An 18237-nucleotide genomic window follows, 5' to 3' on the forward strand; every position below is an offset into this window, starting at 1 on the left:
TCATGGGATTTAATGAATTTATGACGAAGCTGTTCGGCAACAAGTCGCAGCGAGACCTTAAGGAATTTACCCCTTATGTGGATAAGATTAAGGCTGTTTATCCGTCAATCCAAAAACTTTCGCACGACGAGTTGCGTGCGAAAACAGATGAAATCAAACAACGTATCCAGGACTATGTTGCCGACGAACGCGCCAAAGTGGAAGAACTGCGCAAAGGTATAGACGACAAGGAACTGGAAGAACGCGAAACGATTTGGGCTGAAGTAGATAAAATAGAAAAGGAAATTACGGAGAAAATGGAAGTCGTGCTCGAAGAAGTACTGCCGGAAGTATTCTCCATCATGAAAGAGACGGCACGCCGTTTCTCCGAAAACGAAACAGTTGTCGTTACGGCAAATAATTTCGACCGCGACCTTGCTACGACACATGACTTTGTGGAAATAGACGGCGACAAGGCTATCTATCACAATCACTGGAAAGCGGGCGGTAACGAAATCGTCTGGGATATGGTACACTATGACGTACAGCTGTTCGGTGGTGTCGTACTGCATAAAGGAAAAATCGCGGAAATGGCAACCGGTGAAGGTAAAACACTTGTGGCCACCCTGCCGGTATTCCTGAATGCCCTGACTCGCAACGGAGTACATGTGGTAACGGTGAACGACTACCTGTCCAAACGTGACTCCGAATGGATGGGACCGTTGTATATGTTCCACGGACTGTCGGTGGATTGTATCGACAAGCACCAGCCCAATTCCGACGCGCGCCGCAAGGCTTACAATGCCGACATTACATTCGGTACGAACAATGAGTTCGGTTTCGACTACCTGCGTGACAATATGGCTATCAGTCCGAACGATTTGGTACAACGCAAACATAATTATGCAATCGTCGATGAGGTCGACTCCGTATTGATTGACGATGCCCGTACGCCGTTGATTATTTCCGGTCCTATTCCCCGGGGCGAAGAGCAATTGTTCGAACAGTTCCGTCCGAACGTGGAAGTCGTAGTAAACGCACAGAAAGACCTCTGCTCCAAGTTGTTGATTGAAGCCAAGAAGAAAATGGCCAGCAGCAACCAGAAAGAGGTGGAAGAAGGTTCTATCCTACTCTACCGTTCGTTCAAGGGGTTTCCGCGCAACAAAGCATTGATTAAGTTCCTGAGCGAACAAGGTATCAAAGCACAGATGTTGAAAACGGAAGAATATTTCATGTCCGAAAACATGCGTCACATGCATGAAGCGACAGATGAATTGTATTTCGTTATCGATGAAAAAAATAACAGCATCGAGCTGACGGATAAAGGTATCGACCTGCTGACCGGCAAGTCTGACGACCCGACATTCTTCGTCCTGCCTGATATTACGTCTGAACTTTCCGAGCTGGAACATATCCAAAACGAAGAAGAAAGACAGGCGAAAAAAGACGAGCTGCTTGCAAACTATTCCGTAAAAAGCGAACGTGTTCACACAATCAATCAGTTGCTCAAAGCTTACACATTGTTCGAGAAAGATGACGAATATGTCGTGATGGACAACAAGGTAATGATTGTAGACGAACAGACCGGCCGTATCATGGATGGCCGCCGCTATTCCGACGGATTGCACCAGGCTATCGAAGCAAAAGAACGGGTAAAAGTGGAGGCTGCCACACAGACATTCGCCACTATTACCTTACAGAACTATTTCCGTATGTATCACAAGCTGGCCGGTATGACCGGTACTGCCGAAACGGAAGCAGGCGAATTCTGGGACATCTATAAGCTGGATGTTGTGGTAATCCCGACAAACCGTCCGATTGCCCGTAACGACATGAACGACCGTATCTACAAGACTAAGCGCGAAAAGTACAACGCCGTAATCGAAGAAATCGTACAGCTGACCGAAGCCGGACGCCCGATACTGGTGGGTACGACATCCGTCGAGATTTCCGAATTGCTGAGCCGTATGCTTACCATGCGTAAGATTAAACATAACGTATTGAACGCTAAACTGCACCAGAAAGAAGCCGAAATCGTCGCACAGGCCGGACAAAGCAGTACCGTGACTATTGCGACCAACATGGCCGGTCGTGGTACCGACATCAAGTTGTCGCAGGAAGTGAAGGATGCCGGCGGTTTGGCTATCATCGGTACGGAACGTCACGAAAGCCGCCGTGTAGACCGCCAGTTGCGTGGTCGTGCCGGACGTCAGGGTGACCCGGGTTCATCTGTGTTCTTCGTTTCCCTGGAGGACGATTTGATGCGTCTGTTCGCTTCCGAAAAGATTGCGGGACTGATGGACAAACTGGGCTTCAAAGAAGGCGAAGTATTGGAACACAACATGTTGAGCAAGTCCGTGGAACGTGCGCAAAAGAAGGTGGAAGAAAACAACTTCGGTATCCGTAAACGTTTGCTGGAATACGATGATGTGATGAACTCGCAACGTAACGTAATCTACACCCGCCGCCGTCACGCCTTGATGGGAGAACGTATCGGGCTGGATGTGTTGAATACGATTTACGACACTTCGACGGCTATAGTGGAACAGCATACCGATGATATGGATTATGAAGGTTTCAAGCTGGAATTGTTCAAGACATTCGCGATGGAAAGCCCTATTTCGGAAGAAGAATTCAAGAGCACCAAACCGGCACAATTGATTGACAAACTGTTCGAGGAAACTCTGACGCTTTTCAAACGCCGCATGGAACGAATGATACAGGTTGCCAACCCGGTCATCAAGCAGGTTTACGAGCATCAGGGTGCTATGTATGAAAACATTATGATACCTATTACCGACGGTAAACGGATGTATAATGTTTCCTGCAACCTGAAAGAAGCTTACGAAACGGAAAGTAAGGTTATCGCCAAATCATTCCAGAAATCTATCGTATTGCATACTATCGATGATGCCTGGAAAGAACACCTGCGCGAAATGGACGAATTGCGCCACTCGGTACAGAATGCCAGCTACGAAAATAAAGATCCGTTGTTGATTTACAAACTGGAATCATACAACCTGTTCAAAACAATGGTCGACAACATGAACCGCAGAACTGCTGCTATCCTGATGCGCGGTCAGATACCGGTACGCGAAGAACCGACCGAAGAAGAAAAACAGGCAATGGCTGCCCGCCAACGTATCGCCGTACAGCAAGCGGCTCCCGAACATCGTCAGGATATGAGCAAATACCGGACGGAAAAAACGGATATTTCCGGCAACAATACTCCTGAAGCCCGCGCTCCGCAACAGCCGCGCCAGGAACCGGTTCGCGCCGAAAAACGTGTAGGGCGTAATGATCCGTGTCCTTGCGGTAGCGGTAAGAAATACAAAAATTGCCACGGACAAGGATTATAAAACCTTTCCGGCTTACAATAAGACAAAAGGCGACCCGGCAGACAGGTCGCCTTTGTTATTTTAACACCTCTTATTTGCAAAAACAGCCCTTTTCGATAACAATTTATCAGATTATTCGTATATTGTAGGCCAATAATCATCTAAAAACTACCACTATGATAATCGGAATTCCCAAAGAGATTAAGAACAACGAGAACCACGTGGCACTTACTCCCGCCGGTACAAAAGGTATCCGCTTGTTTTATGAAATAAGCACCTTTTTCATGTAAATAGGATTAAAGGCTATTAATTGTATTCAACAGATATTAAGTAAAAATCCTGTGAAATAGAAAAGAGGTAAAAGGTTCAAATACTCCGCACCTCTTTTTTTACAATGTTTCCGTTTTCTTTATAAATCTAAAAAAAAGCAAAAAGCTATTGTTTCTATCGGGACACTTACTACCTTAGTGCGCATTAATACAAAATTACATTTAATCACCATGAAGAAAATTGTTTTATTATTGGCTTTCTGCCTGAGTATCGGTAATTTATTTGCACAAGATGCAAACGCAGACAAATTGCGTGAAGAAGGAGATGCAGCCATGCAAGCTAAAAATTACGAAGAAGCTGCAACAAAGTACAGCGAGTATTTAAAACTTACCAACTATGAGGATGCGGACCGTATATTCAATTGTGGGTTTGCAGCATTCAATGCTAAAAAGTATGATGATGCTGTAAAATTCTACGATATGTCCATCCAGAAAAAAAACAATGTGGATAATGCCTATGTCGGCAAAGCAATGTCACTCCGCAACCTGGATAAAGCGGAAGAATTCTGTTCAACCGTGGAAGCCGGCTTAGCTGTAAACCCTAAAAACGTTAATCTGGAAAAAATACTTTACGGATATTGCATGAAACAAGGACAGGCTGCCCAAAAAGCAGGTAAACTGGATAAAGCAGAAGAATTGTTTAAGGATGTACTGGTTGTAAACGACGTAAAATATAAAGGTAATGCGCTTTATAGCCTTGGCGTTATGTTCTACAACGACGGAGCTAAAATCCTGGCAAGTGCGACTCCTCTCGCAACTTCAGATGCAGACAAATACAGCAAAGAAAAAGCGAAAGCAGATGCACAGATGGCTAAAGCAAAAGGATACTTGGAACAAGCCCTCAAACTTAATCCGGAAGATGCTAATTCCAAAAAAATTCTGGATGCAATCAATGCAGCAAAATAAAACAAAAGACATCCAAAATAAAAAAGAGGACCCGAAAAGGCCCTCTTTTTTATTTCCTACACCAAAGAAATCTCCTATTTAAAGAAGAAACGAACCAAGTCGTTTCCATTTGCATAAATCAATAAAGCAAACAAAAGGAACATTCCTGTGATTTGAGCATATTCAAGAAATTTGTCGCTTGGCTTACGACGAGCAATTACCTCATAAAGCAAGAACATCACATGTCCGCCATCCAATGCCGGAATAGGTAAGATGTTCATAAAGGCCAAGATAATGGAAAGAAATGCCGTACGCTGCCAAAATATTTTCCAATCCCATTGCGAAGGAAACAAACCGCCGATAGTCCCGAATCCACCCAGATTGGAGGCACCTTCTTTCGTAAAGACATATTTCATGTCATTTACATAGCCCTTCAGCGTGTTTACCCCTAATTGAATACCCGCAGGGAAGGATTCGAAGAAACCATACTTACGGGTAACCGTTTGATACAATTCACCCGGCAACATGGCATATACGCCCATTTTACCAGCCGTATCGGTACGTAAACTCAGGGAAGCCGGCATACCATCCCGATAATAACCAATTGTTATCTCAGTGTCCTTATTTTTGGCCAGAATAGCCGAAACATCATCAAATGTAGGGGTTATCACTCCATTGATGGAAACGATGCTGTCTTTGGGCTGTAAACCGGCTAAAGCGGCCGGAGAACTGTTCCCGTCCACTTCGCGTACGACCATTGGGAAACGGAACGGATCGGCAAAGCCTTTTTTATCGCGCATCACGCGCTGCATCATATCGCCCGGCATAGAAATAACCGTTTCCACTCCATCACGTAGAACAGTCACTGTTTTTGCTTCAACAACCTGACGAAAACTTTCTTCCCCAAAACGTTCTAATTCGACATCATCAGCTTTCAAAAGAATATCTCCGTCATGAAAACCGACTTCTTGGAAAGTTTCGCTGTAATTCATACCAGCCTTCATATTCTTCAAAGGCAGATACGTGTCTCCCCAAGCATAAAGAATCATCGAATAAATAAACAATGCCAACAGGAAATTGAATACAACCCCTGCAACCATAATCATCAATCGCTGTCCGGCAGGTTTCGAGCGAAATTCATAAGGCTGGGGCGGCTGTGCCATTTGCTCCTTGTCCATACTTTCGTCTATCATACCTGATATCTTGCAATAACCACCTAAAGGCAGCCAGCCGATACCATATTCAGTATCGCTATTTTTCGGTTTAAACTTAAAAAGTGAAAACCACGGGTCGAAAAAAAGGTAGAATTTCTCCACCCGCACTTTAAAAATACGGGCGAAAATAAAATGCCCGAACTCGTGGACCAGCACTAAAATTGACAAACTCAAAATAAGTTGTAGTGCCTTAATTAAAAATGTTTCCATTTATTGTTTCTAATTTATTTTACTGTTAAAACATTTTGGCTACCGGATACCGGCAGTCCGTTTACAACTAAAAAAAGGTTGCGGCTATCCGCCTGGCTTCCGCATCCGTCTCCACATAATCTTCATAAGCAGGAGTTGTAATGAAAGATGCCTTTTCCATTGTTTTTTCTATTACCTCACTCATTTGCAGGAAACCAATCTTATCCTGCAGGAAAGCAGCAACTACCACTTCGTTGGCTGCATTCAGAATACAAGGCATATTTCCTCCCTTGCGAACAGCTTCGAAAGCAAACGCCAGATTACGGAAACGTTCCATATCCGGTTCCTCAAAAGTGAGAGTCGAATATTGCCCGAAATCCAAACGGGGTGCTTTACTCTGCAAACGCTTCGGATAAGAAAAAGCATAGCTGATAGGCAATTTCATATCCGGAATACCCAATTGAGCGATTACGGCACCATCCTCAAACTGAACCATGGAATGAATAACCGACTGCGGATGCACGACAACTTGTATCTGTCCGGGTGTAACTCCAAACAGCCATTTAGCTTCAATCATTTCAAATCCTTTATTCATCATGGAAGCAGAATCAATTGTAATTTTAGCTCCCATCTGCCAATTCGGATGCTTCAAAGCCTGTACTTTTGTCACTTGTGCCAGTTCATCCTTTGTTTTCGTCCGGAAAGGACCGCCCGATGCCGTAAGCAGTATCTTTTCCACAGAATTCTCCCATTCTCCGGCTAAACACTGAAAAATAGCAGAATGTTCAGAATCGACCGGAAGGATAGGAACTTTATATTCAGCAGCTAAGGCTGTAACCAACTCACCGGCAACAACCAAAGTCTCTTTATTGGCCAAAGCAATAGCTTTACCCGCTTTAATAGCAGAAATGGTAGGCCTAAGACCGGCATAACCGACCATGGCTGTCAATACCATATCAATCGGCTCCGATTGCACCACTTGAGCTATTGCTTCCGAACCTGCCCAAACCTTGATAGGAAGGTCTTCCAACGCCTCCTTCAGTTCCGGATATTTCTGTTCATTGGCAATAACAACCACTTCGGGCATATATTTACGTGCCTGATTAATCAATAAATCAACCTGATTGTTGGCTGTCAACGCATATACTTCAAAAAGGTCAGGATGTTCGCTTACCACTTCCAGCGCCTGTGTTCCGATAGAGCCTGTCGAGCCCAATATGGCTAAATTTCTTTTCATGAATATTAAAAAGCTATATATTCTTCGGGATTGACCGGATTACCTTTATACCACAACTCGAAATGAAGGTGCGGACCGGTCGATAATTTCCCTGTATTACCTACTAAAGCAATAGCTTCTCCGGCAACCACACGGTCTCCGATTTCCTTCAGTAATAGTTCGTTATGTTTATAAATAGATAAGAAGCCATTTTTATGCTGAACCTGGATAACATTGCCGGAATTCGGGTCGAAACCGGCAAAAGTAACAGTACCATCCAGTGTTGCAAGCACACTCTCTTTAGGTGCTGCGACCAAATCTACACCAAAATGGCGTGCATCCGCCTCATAATGAGAAGAGACTATCCCATTTACAGGTTTATAGAAAAAAACACCGTCTGTCGGAACCGGATTAGGGTCCAATACAGCCAAATTATATTTTTCAGCTTCTTCAAATTCCTTTACATATTCCGCTTCCTGTTTACTGCGAGGTATCTCAAAATCCGCCTGCGTACGAGCCAAAGAATCTATATTACGGATGGAATCGACCGACATTGTCCCGGAAAGAATACCGGCAACATTATCCAGATACAATTTATGGATTTGCAACATTCGTTCCAGCGAGTCGGCTCGAAGGGTATTTTGCATAATCTCTTTACGCACTTCCACATCCAGGTATCCCGGCAAATAGTTTCGTATCGGGGTTTTAATAATAATCAAAGCTGTAAAAGCTATCAGAAGAAAAGCGAACAGTGCCAGCATGGCAAATGCGGACAGTCGTGACAAACGGAACGACCAGACTTCTTCCAATGTACCTTCATTAAAAAAGGACAGCTTATATTTGAAGCGAATCCGATGCCAGAATGACTTTTTATTTGTACTTCGTTGCTTTTTTGCCATGTGTTTTTTATCAATTTCATAAATCCAGCAAACCTTCCGGTACGGAAACGGTCAGCTTTTTATTTTCATGATCTGCCGAAAGAATCAGTTCCTCGGCAGCCGGCAATAAAATATCTTCTCCTTGGTGAGAAATCTGAAGAAGAACATTAATTGTCGACTCATCGACATCAGTTATTGTTCCTAACTCACCGTATTTATCGTCTACGACTATATAACCGATAAAGCTATCCCAAGTCATATTCCCCATCAGGTCATCTTCATCCATTTCATCCAGCGGGTAAAAAACTTCACGACCTGCAAATTCACGGGCAGCCCGTTCGTCATCTACATTTTTAAGTTTCAGCAAAATAACCGTATCTGTTTTATAACGATAATCTTCAACAAAGAAAGGGACTAAAATACCCTCTATCTCACACACGATATAAGCATCGTCGGAATCCTCAAAAACGTCACTGTTCGTCACGAGTGCAATTTCCCCTTTTATGCCATGAGGCTTGGCGAACTGTCCTATTTTGAATACATCTTCTTTTCTTATCATCGCATGAATATTTACAGACGGGTTATACGTGCTCCGATACTATTCAATCGTTTGTCAATATTTTGATACCCACGGTCTATCTGGTCAATATTATGAATATGACTGATACCATCCGCACTCATAGCTGCTATCAGCAATGCAATACCGGCGCGGATATCAGGCGATACCATATTGGAACCACGTAAACGAAAGCGATTCCCCAATCCAATCACCGTAGCCCGGTGCGGGTCACAAAGGATAATCTGCGCTCCCATATCTATCAGTTTATCAACAAAAAACAGACGGCTTTCAAACATTTTCTGATGAATCAAGACACTGCCAACGGCCTGAGTTGCCACAACCAGAAAAACACTCAACAAATCCGGAGTCAGTCCCGGCCACGGTGCATCGGCAATTGTCATGATTGAACCATCGATAAAAGTATCTATCTGATACGAATCATGCGTAGGAATATGAATATCATCCCCAACCTGCTCCACTGTAATACCGAGCCGGCGAAACGATTCCGGAATAATCCCCAGCATATCGTAACCTGTATTTTTTATTGTAATATCCGAACCAGTCATGGCAGCCATACCGATAAAACTGCCGACTTCAATCATATCCGGCAAAATCGTATGCGTCGTACCGCCCAGACATTCCACACCTTCGATTGTCAGAAGATTGGAACCAACTCCCGAAATACGGGCCCCCATCCGGTTCAACATAGAGGAAAGTTGTTGCAAATAAGGTTCACAAGCTGCGTTATAGATAGTCGTTTTACCTTCAGCTAACACGGCTGCCATCAAAATATTGGCTGTACCTGTCACTGAAGCCTCATCCAATAGCATATAAGTACCTTTCAAGCGTTTCGCCTCAATTTCGTACAATTGACGTTCGGCATCATAGCCAAAACAAGCTCCCAATTTCTGGATACCTACAAAATGTGTATCCAAACGACGACGGCCAATCTTGTCTCCTCCCGGCTTCGGTATCAACGCCTTGCCGAAACGGGCAACCAGCGGTCCCACAATCATCACCGAGCCACGAAGTGAACCGCTTTTACGGATAAAATCTTCGGTTTGCAAATAATTAAGGTCGATATCGTCAGCTTGAAAAGTATAAGTATCAGCAGACGGATGTTCCACCTTTACACACATATCGCGCAAAAGCTGTATCAGGTTGTTCACATCCAAAATATCAGGTACATTATGAATAGTCACCTTTTCCGGAGTAAGCAGTGTCGCACAAATAACCTGCAAGGCCTCATTTTTAGCACCTTGAGGAATAATCTCTCCGGACAATCTGCAACCTCCTTCTATGACAAAAGAACTCATCTGCCTTTACGCGTATAATTTTTCTTATTGTTATTATTGTTGTTGTTACGAGCCAGAATATCACGGCTTTCCGCCAGTTTATGCACTTCTTCATCCAGTACAATCTGTCCATCGGAAAGTTCATCCAAATCTTTAAATATTTTACGGTCGTCGACAGACTCCTTATTCCAAGTCAGGAACGACTTCTTCATCTGAGTGGCAAGTAGTTTAATCAATAAATCCTTCTCTGCTCCGGGTTCAAATTCCGTAGCCTTACGTATCATCAGTTCAAGTGTTTTTCCATAATGCCGATAACGGATACGGGAATTATTATACGGTAAACGTGGCGGACGGGAATACAAATCTTCTTTCTTTATAATTTCATACGGATAATCGATATCCAATTTGAAATCTGCCATAATAGCGAGGTGATCCCACAATATATGCTTAAAATCATTTACATCACGCAAATGAGGGAACATATTACCCATGATGTTTATAATAGAGTCGGCACAGCGTTTACGTTCTTCTCTGTCCTGAATAGTCACGCAATAGTCTACCATATTCTGAATATTACGTCCGTATTCGGGCATAACCAATTTTTTTTCTTCTGTATTATATTTCATTATTTCTTCTGTTAGTCCGGCAAAGTTACAGATTATAATTGACTTAAACAATATAAGCGTTTGAAGGCATCCGGCAATATGTCCGCGTTTAAGAATATTTGATAAAGAAACGAGGTTGTTCAAAGTTATATAACTTTTTTGAACAACCTCATTTCCATAAGATGCAAGCTTTCGCCGGCATAATCTATTCTCTTTTCGCTCTATGTCGCGAATGTTTCAGCTATTACTCCGTTCCCGGTTGTTTACTGAAAATCGCATGAATACGCTTCATGTCGAACTTTGGTTTACGGTCATAATAATAAATACCGTTTTGTTCCTGTTCCACATCTGTCAGCTGTGTATAACAATAGCCCCAAACATCCTGGGATAGAGACAGGACCGCATTCACCTGGCCTTCCAGACGCGCATAAAATTCATCGAGGGAACGAGGCGGTTCACCATATCCCCAAGAAGTATTCTGAGCACTCTGCATCTGTTGCGACGGGTTCCATTTTATTCCACCGAATTCATCTAACAGATAAGGCATATCTTTCTTATACTCAGGGAATACGTACTGGTCGGTATATTTCAGCCCGTTAAAGCCTATATTCTTCGGCATCAGCTGGATTTCCCATCTGGGCGTTCCGGACATATTGCCATTGTTGTACACCTGCTCTTTCAGCTTGACCGGATCTTGTTCGTAATTATGGCTTGTCCAGATATCCGTAGCGACGTGTACCCCTCCACTTGCTCCGTGGAACGGACGAGTGGGGTCTATCAGCTTGGTAATATTATACAAATCGTGCATCAGGCGCGGATATTGAATACGATCCGGCCAAAATTCCTCATTTGTAGGTGTCCATATCAAAAGAGACGGATGATTACGGTCGCGTTGAACAATTTCAGTCCACTCGGCAATAAAATTACGAGCCACTTCAATGTCATTGCAATCCATTCCCCAACTGGAAGCTTCCCCCCAAGTCAGATACCCCATCTTATCCGCCCAATAGTAGAAACGTTCTTCGAAAACTTTCTGATGCAAACGCGCTCCGTTGAAACCGGCTTCCATCGACAATTCGATATCACGTTTCAGTGCCTCATCGCTCGGAGCAGTCCAGATTCCATCAGGATAAAAACCCTGATCCAACACCAAACGCTGATAATACGGCTTGTTGTTCAGATAAATCTTATTCCCCTCGATATGGACTTTACGCATGCCAACATAGGCATTTACCACATCCACAACATGACCATTCTTATCCAGTACTTTGTATTCAACATCATACAGGAACGGACTTTCAGGACTCCAAGTTTTCATCTTCTTCACCGGAAGGACTGCCGTCGACAAAGAGCTGGCGGTAACAGTCTGAGTAGAAACCGTTTTACCGTTATCTTTCAACGTCACCTGCAGTTTACCACCCAATTCCTTGTAGAAACGGGGACGTACCACCAGTTGTTGCTGGTCGATATCCGTCACGACCTGTACAGACTGTAAACCTTCCGGATGTACGGCCTCCATCCAAACCGTCTGCCAAATACCAGTTGTACGAGTATAGTTGCAGGCATAGGACTCGAATTGCAAGTTTTGTTTACCACCCGGTTGTTTAGTACTGCGTACATCGCTTTCCACATATACAACCAAACTATGTGTCTGCCCCGGTTTTACCAACGAAGTAATATCAACGGAGAACGAAGAAGTTCCACCAAAATGGCGGGCGGCAAATACGCCGTCCACATAAATTTCCGATTTATAGAAAACTGCTCCGAAATTCAGCAAGATATTCTTTCCGGTCCATTCCTGCGGAATCGTAATAGTACGCTGATACCAAAAATGATTGATAAAATCCTTATATCCCACTCCGGATAATTCGCTTTCCGGACAGAAAGGGACAATAATCTTTTTATCAAAACCTTTCGATTTATAGAACTCGCGTTCCAAGCCGGAACCGCTGAAATCGAACGAACAAGTCCATTCGCCGTTCAAATTAACCCAATCGGCACGTTCGAACTGAGGACGTGGATATTCAGAACGCGGAACAGCCCATAAAGCGGTTATGCAACAAAACAACAAAAAAGAAGCAATGCTCAGTATTCGTTTCATGATTGGATTATACTAAATGCTATTTAGACATTTCATTTATAACAGCCTGATTGGCTTTCTTCACGGCATCCTCATTAATCTTAATAACCTTACGGTCATATGTCATAAGGCCGTTTACTTCGCCTTCAACATCGGTTGTCTGCGTATATACAGCAGCAGAGAAACCACGCTTAACCAAGTCTTTCAGATGATTGGCATATTTAACATATTCGGCAGTTACCTCATCACCATTCTTGAACTGTATATAGCCCCAGTTACGTTTATTATTCCACCACAAATGGTTTTCCAAAGGTAAACCGATACCGCCATATTCACCTAAAACAGTTACGCGCTGCGCATCAAACAGGAACATATCGGGACCCGGATAATTATGCAAGTCCAAAATATCGCCGCAAGCACGATGGTTACCACCACTTGCCGGATTTATCAGACGAGAAGGATCGTAAGATTTTGTCCACGCCACAACTTTTTCCGTATCGAACTGTCCCCATGCTTCGTTGAAAGGAACCCAAGTTACCACACTCGGATTAGACATACAGAAATCCATGATTTCTTTCCATTCCTGATAATAATTAGCTATAGACTCCGGAGTACGTTCCTTATCCGTACCACCTCCATAAACATGAGGCTGCCAATTATTGCCCATATCTCCGCTCGGCATATCCTGCCATACCAAAATACCTTCTTTATCGCAATGATAATACCAACGGGCCGGTTCAACCTTTACGTGTTTACGAATCATATTGAAACCCCAATCCTTAGTCTTCTGAATATCATACAGCAAAGCCTCATCTGTCGGTGCAGTATACAGACCGTCAGGCCACCAACCTTGATCCAGCGGACCATATTGGAAGAGCGGCTTGTTGTTCAAGCACATACGCATAATTCCATCTTTGTCGCGTGCCGCAGAAATCTTACGGAATGCAGTATAAGATTTTACTTCATCCAAAATCTTACCGTCTTTTGACAGAGAAACCTTCATATCATATAGATAAGGGTCAGACGGACTCCATAAATTCGGGTTCTGAACTACCAAACGTAATTCTTTACCACTAATACCTTTAGCTGAAGCAACTACCTGGCCTTTATCCAGCAACTTTACCTCTACGATACCGGACGGGCAATTGCAAGAAGTGCCGACCGTCACATTCATTATATTGGTATCGATATTCGGAATCGCTTTGATAGACGTAATATGACCGGCAGCAACAGGTTCCAACCATACAGTCTGCCAAATACCGGTTACCGGAGTATACCAGATACCTTCCGGGCGAGAAGTTTGTTTTCCGCGCGGTTGGTAACCTCTATCACTCGGGTCCCAAACACGAACTACCAGCTTCTGATTGCTTTTCCCGTTCAGATAGGGAGTAATATTGAAAGAGAACGGAGTAAAACCGCCCTGATGCGAACCGATTAAAATATCATTGACAAAAACATCAGTCTTCCAGTCTACAGCACCGAAGTTCAAAATAACATCTTTGTTTTTCCAGTTAGAAGGGACAGAGAATGTACGTTTATACCACAATTCATTCTTGTCGCCAACTTCCTTCTGCACACCCGAAAGAGAAGATTCCACAGCAAAAGGGACCAAGATATTCCCATCAAACGTAGCCGGTTCAGCCTGTCCTACCGGCTTGATGGCATATTCCCATTCGCCATTCAGGTTCATCCAGTCCGCACGTTCCATCAAAGGACGCGGATACTCAGGCAATACATTCTTCGGATTAATCTGTTCCGCCCACTGTGTCTTAATCTTATCACCGGCAGGCTTCCACTGTGCTTGTGCACTCAACGTCAAAGCCAATGCACAACATGCCAATAAGGTCTTTTTCATGATAACTTAATTTATTATTTATACTTAGTAAATTTCTATTCAGAAAACAGGTGCTTCCGCTTCCAATGAAGGAGACGTTCCCGTTACAACCGGCCAACCGTTCTGCCAACGAACTTGGTCCATCATCAAAACACGCCCGGTCGGGTTAGCTTTGCTGACCGCATGATAGAATATCCAGTCATTCCCCTTTGCATCCTCTACTATTTCCGAATTATGACCGGTTCCGACAAATGCGTCATTTCCATGAATAAGGACTTCATGATGATTTTCCAACATCGGATTACCCTGCTTGTCCGTGTACGGGCCGAACAGGTTTTTGGAACGACCGACAACCGTAGTATAGGTACTCTTTAATCCATCACAACAACTCCCGATAGAGGCAAATAAATAATAATAGCCCCCTTTTTTATGGATATAAGTACCCTCATAGGCTGTTCCGGCAACCTGCTTCTTCTCGGCCCCTTCACGAACAGACAAACCGTCATCCGACAGTTCTATGCCATATATACCGTGGAAACTACCCCAAAAAAGGTACTTTTTCCCGTTATCTTCAATATAATATTGGTCTATCGAATTTTGAACATTTATCGTATTGCTGCGGAACATAGGTCCCCGGTCCGTAAACGGTCCCTCCGGTTTATCAGCCGTAGCAACCCCGATACCGCAAGTCCATTCGCCCCCCCAGACAGACATGGAATAATACAACACATACTGTCCGTTGATAAAATTAATATCCGGAGCCCACAACCCACCTTTCGGTTCAAATGTAGGACGAGTCTCTTTTGTAAAAGCTGTACCTATCTCTTCCCAATCCACCAAGTTTTTAGACCTATGGATGGGAAGATTACGAATATCTTCGGTGGCATACAGATAAAAATAGCCGTCATTCGCTTTTATGATTGTCGGGTCCGGCAAACTATAGTTTATAACCGGATTCTTATATGTTTTTTTTGATTCCCCCGGAGCATCTCCATCTCCGGCATGACAATATGTAATACAGCTGCAAAACAAAACCGATGCAAGCAAAATATTCCAGTTTTTCATGTTCATCAAGTTATTTTAATGAATTAATTTGAAGCTTGTGCTCCGAGCATCTCTTGTTCCAACAACTTCATAAAATACCCCGCCACAACCGAACGGGCACGGAAGCCAACCGATTTGCCATCCGTTGTCTCATGCCAGTCGCTCAAAGGCATACGAGTAGTCGTTTCATTTGCATATTTATAAACCGGTGAAATCAATTGATGGAAATCACTCATATTCCCGGTCAGGCAAGCCGTCCACATAATCCAATCAGATTTCGTATACGTTTTCCTGCTATCCAACGGTAATCCGTAAGGATTCTGCTTTTTCAGATAATAAGCCATTTCAGTTGTCGCAATAGACGGGTCAAAAATATTCAATCCCAACAATCTATCCCAGACTAAATTATATTTCTGGCTCCAAGTACCCGGCTGGTCAAATGTTAATTTATAATGATCGCCGTCTATAGCCATTTCTTTCCATTTCGCAGCCATCTCTTTAGCAGCTGCCATATACTTTTCCGCCGTTTCTTTATCACCCAACATTTCCGCCAGCTTTCCATATCCGGCAATCCCCATAATCGCTTTGATAGAGAGATTGGCATTATGGGCAAAATGGCCGGCAAAGTCGTCCGTACAAAGCTGGTTTTCAGGGTCCAGACCTTCTTTCAGCAAATAGTTAGCCCAAGTTGTCAGAACTTCCCAATGCTTCTTCGCATAATCGGCATTTCCTTCACGCATAGCGATTGCGGTTATCAATATCAACATATTGCCACTCTCTTCCACTGGCATATCCCCTCCATATGTTTGTCCGTTAGCCTGCGGATAAGTACCCACATCATGGGCAGCGAACGGTTTGTTCCACTTGCCGCTTTCGCTGAAATATAATATCGGAGTCAGCATTCCTTTCAATAATTCCGGATTGTAAACCAAGAAGAGAGGAGCAGACGGATACGACAAATCGACCGTACCGACAGAACCGTTACTAAAGTTCTCTTTTGAAAGGAATATCAGGTTCCCTTCCTTATCTTCCACCAACTTATGGGCAGCAATCGATTGGCGATAAACAACGGCGCAAAGTTCGGCATACTCTTTTCCTCCGGCTTTTTCCGTAGCATCCATCATCTGTGTATCAAACTGACGGCAACGCTCCATCACAGCAGCATAATCCGTACTCGCCTTTTCCAAAGCCTGCTGCATATCCACCTTACCATTATGTTTCCAGTAAGCCATGCGGTTATCCTTAAAATACTGAATAGCATATAAATCATCATATCCAATCATCATAAAACCGGTAGCCGGAGCTGAAACTTTACCCAAATCATCAGAGAAACAAAGAACACTCAGGGCAGCAGGAGTATTATCATTGGGAACCCCTACAATAGAAGCCGTACCATCTTCTACAAAACGTTTTTTCATCTGACGGTAAGAACCCGTTCCTATATTCACATTTTCCTTCTTAGGTGCAGCCAAATAGAAATATCCCCAATCAATACGGACATCATCCCCTTTCTTCTGAAGGATAGGTTGTTCCGTCGTCCCTGCCTTCGCATAAATAAGTTTATCACCTCCCAAAGAAGCACTTATCTCTACCGGCTGGCCAGGAGTATTAATCGCCCATTCCGGAGTAGCATCCATATAAATCTGTACATCATGCTCTTTTCCATCCAATGATTTTACCTGATAAGACAGATAGTTCACAGGCCTAGTCATCAAATCCAAATCATCCATCAATACAGGTGAAGTAAAAATCAAATCCAACTGTACAGGTCCGCATTCAAAGACATAGAATGTCTGTGTCGGCAACACATTTACAGATTTTTGTGTGGCAGCCTGTTCAAAGAACGTAGCATTCTGCTCTTTTGTATATAAACCAAAATCAACATAAGCGCCCCCGATACGGTTATGGCAATGAGCCGCAATCACATTTTTACCGGGTTTCAAGGTAGCCTTTACTTCGGCCGGAAGTTCTTTCATCACATTACTTTTCCAGGAATAATCCGTTGCGACAACTTCTATACCATTTATATAAAGCTCGAATATATCATCATGCGAATACTCCAAAATCACCTCATCGGCAGAACAATCCTTCGACAAATCGAATGTACGGCGCACCCAGATATCTTTGCTTTCCCAAAGAGTAGAAAGATGCGGTTGCTCGGAAGTTCCGAAAGCGGCTTTCCCCTTTGTCCAGGATGTATCATTAAAATCATCGGATATCCAGTTCTTAGCCGGTTCCTTTTCCGTATATACGGCATCCCATTTTTCTACGGCAGCCGTAGGCAGAATCGCATTTAACGGCATTTTCTCCACCCCCATAAAACGATAGACCTGGCCATCCACACGCAAGGCACCGACTAACGGATGTTCACGTCCTGTCCAATGACGCGTTGCGTCCTCATTTAGCTTATCGGTAAACGACCAAGTACTTGTATACGGGTCAATTGTTACCAATGGATAAGAAGGTGCACGAAGCGAATTTTGTTTTTGCGGTTCGAAATAATCGGAAGAACCGCTGCATGCACTCAGTAAACACGAAAATAAAACACAAATCAAAGATACATTTCTCATGATATTAGATTTTTTCCATTTTTATCAGAGACAAAGATACCAAATTCTTTTCCGGTTGTACTTAAACATTCGGTCAAAAGCTTTCAAATTTCAATCAATCAATCGTTCATTTTCTCATCACATGCGGATTTTAAAGGCATCTCAAGACTGAATAGCACTTTTCTCCTATCCTGCAGATTGACAAAATGTTCTCCTTTTGAATGTTTTACTACCATATCCATA

The 18237-nt window shown here is 43.4% G+C and carries 12 protein-coding genes; 2 read left to right on the forward strand and 10 right to left on the reverse strand.

Annotated features, from left to right (window positions below):
* Positions 1–2: 2 nt before the first annotated feature.
* Together secA and DW103_RS11185 are read left to right on the forward strand one after the other, a co-directional pair.
* Positions 3–3338, forward strand: a complete 3336-nt coding sequence (secA, locus tag DW103_RS11180) for a preprotein translocase subunit SecA (protein WP_122276132.1) — start codon at positions 3–5, stop codon at positions 3336–3338.
* A gap of 479 nt (positions 3339–3817) precedes the next feature.
* Entirely contained in the window at positions 3818–4552 is a 735-nt protein-coding gene (locus tag DW103_RS11185; RefSeq protein ID WP_122276134.1) for a tetratricopeptide repeat protein, read from the forward strand.
* A gap of 74 nt (positions 4553–4626) precedes the next feature.
* Here DW103_RS11185 and rseP read toward each other — a convergent pair whose 3' ends face one another.
* From rseP to DW103_RS11235, 10 genes are all read right to left on the reverse strand, one after another.
* Positions 4627–5955, reverse strand: a complete 1329-nt coding sequence (rseP, locus tag DW103_RS11190) for an RIP metalloprotease RseP (protein ID WP_122276136.1) — start codon at positions 5953–5955, stop codon at positions 4627–4629.
* Between the two features lie 67 nt (positions 5956–6022).
* Positions 6023–7171, reverse strand: coding sequence for a 1-deoxy-D-xylulose-5-phosphate reductoisomerase (locus tag DW103_RS11195; RefSeq protein WP_122276138.1), 1149 nt, complete (start codon positions 7169–7171; stop codon positions 6023–6025).
* Between the two features lie 5 nt (positions 7172–7176).
* Positions 7177–8049, reverse strand: a complete 873-nt coding sequence (locus DW103_RS11200; RefSeq protein WP_122276140.1) for a M23 family metallopeptidase — start codon at positions 8047–8049, stop codon at positions 7177–7179.
* Between the two features lie 16 nt (positions 8050–8065).
* Entirely contained in the window at positions 8066–8587 is a 522-nt protein-coding gene (gene rimM / locus DW103_RS11205; RefSeq protein WP_122276142.1) for a ribosome maturation factor RimM, read from the reverse strand.
* 11 nt (positions 8588–8598) lie between these two features.
* A complete protein-coding gene (murA, locus tag DW103_RS11210) occupies positions 8599–9903 on the reverse strand; it encodes a UDP-N-acetylglucosamine 1-carboxyvinyltransferase (RefSeq protein ID WP_122276144.1) in 1305 nt (434 codons plus the stop codon).
* Positions 9900–10508, reverse strand: a complete 609-nt coding sequence (locus DW103_RS11215) for a DUF4290 domain-containing protein (RefSeq protein WP_122276146.1) — start codon at positions 10506–10508, stop codon at positions 9900–9902. The genes murA and DW103_RS11215 overlap by 4 nt, the downstream gene beginning before the upstream one ends.
* Positions 10509–10731: 223 nt before the next feature.
* A complete protein-coding gene (locus DW103_RS11220; protein WP_122276148.1) occupies positions 10732–12588 on the reverse strand; it encodes a glycoside hydrolase family 2 protein in 1857 nt (618 codons plus the stop codon).
* Positions 12589–12607: 19 nt separating this feature from the next.
* On the reverse strand, positions 12608–14422 hold the full coding sequence (locus DW103_RS11225) for a glycoside hydrolase family 2 protein (protein ID WP_122276150.1): 1815 nt from the start codon (positions 14420–14422) through the stop codon (positions 12608–12610).
* A 39-nt stretch (positions 14423–14461) separates the two neighbouring features.
* Positions 14462–15466, reverse strand: a complete 1005-nt coding sequence (locus tag DW103_RS11230; protein ID WP_122276198.1) for a family 43 glycosylhydrolase — start codon at positions 15464–15466, stop codon at positions 14462–14464.
* 23 nt (positions 15467–15489) lie between these two features.
* A complete protein-coding gene (locus tag DW103_RS11235) occupies positions 15490–18015 on the reverse strand; it encodes a glutaminase domain-containing protein (RefSeq protein ID WP_122276152.1) in 2526 nt (841 codons plus the stop codon).
* Positions 18016–18237: the final 222 nt, after the last annotated feature.

Origin of the sequence: Parabacteroides sp. AM08-6 (assembly GCF_003473295.1) — a bacterium.
GTDB lineage: Bacteria > Bacteroidota > Bacteroidia > Bacteroidales > Tannerellaceae > Parabacteroides.

Bases quoted from the DNA above. Each gene is read 5' to 3' on its own strand.
- secA (WP_122276132.1), top strand. From the start codon at position 3: ATGGGATTTAATGAATTTATGACGAAGCTGTTCGGCAACAAGTCGCAG.
- DW103_RS11185 (WP_122276134.1), top strand. From the start codon at position 3,818: ATGAAGAAAATTGTTTTATTATTGGCTTTCTGCCTGAGTATCGGTAAT.
- rseP (WP_122276136.1), bottom strand. From the start codon at position 5,955: ATGGAAACATTTTTAATTAAGGCACTACAACTTATTTTGAGTTTGTCA.
- DW103_RS11195 (WP_122276138.1), bottom strand. From the start codon at position 7,171: ATGAAAAGAAATTTAGCCATATTGGGCTCGACAGGCTCTATCGGAACA.
- DW103_RS11200 (WP_122276140.1), bottom strand. From the start codon at position 8,049: ATGGCAAAAAAGCAACGAAGTACAAATAAAAAGTCATTCTGGCATCGG.
- rimM (WP_122276142.1), bottom strand. From the start codon at position 8,587: ATGATAAGAAAAGAAGATGTATTCAAAATAGGACAGTTCGCCAAGCCT.
- murA (WP_122276144.1), bottom strand. From the start codon at position 9,903: ATGAGTTCTTTTGTCATAGAAGGAGGTTGCAGATTGTCCGGAGAGATT.
- DW103_RS11215 (WP_122276146.1), bottom strand. From the start codon at position 10,508: ATGAAATATAATACAGAAGAAAAAAAATTGGTTATGCCCGAATACGGA.
- DW103_RS11220 (WP_122276148.1), bottom strand. From the start codon at position 12,588: ATGAAACGAATACTGAGCATTGCTTCTTTTTTGTTGTTTTGTTGCATA.
- DW103_RS11225 (WP_122276150.1), bottom strand. From the start codon at position 14,422: ATGAAAAAGACCTTATTGGCATGTTGTGCATTGGCTTTGACGTTGAGT.
- DW103_RS11230 (WP_122276198.1), bottom strand. From the start codon at position 15,466: ATGAAAAACTGGAATATTTTGCTTGCATCGGTTTTGTTTTGCAGCTGT.
- DW103_RS11235 (WP_122276152.1), bottom strand. From the start codon at position 18,015: ATGAGAAATGTATCTTTGATTTGTGTTTTATTTTCGTGTTTACTGAGT.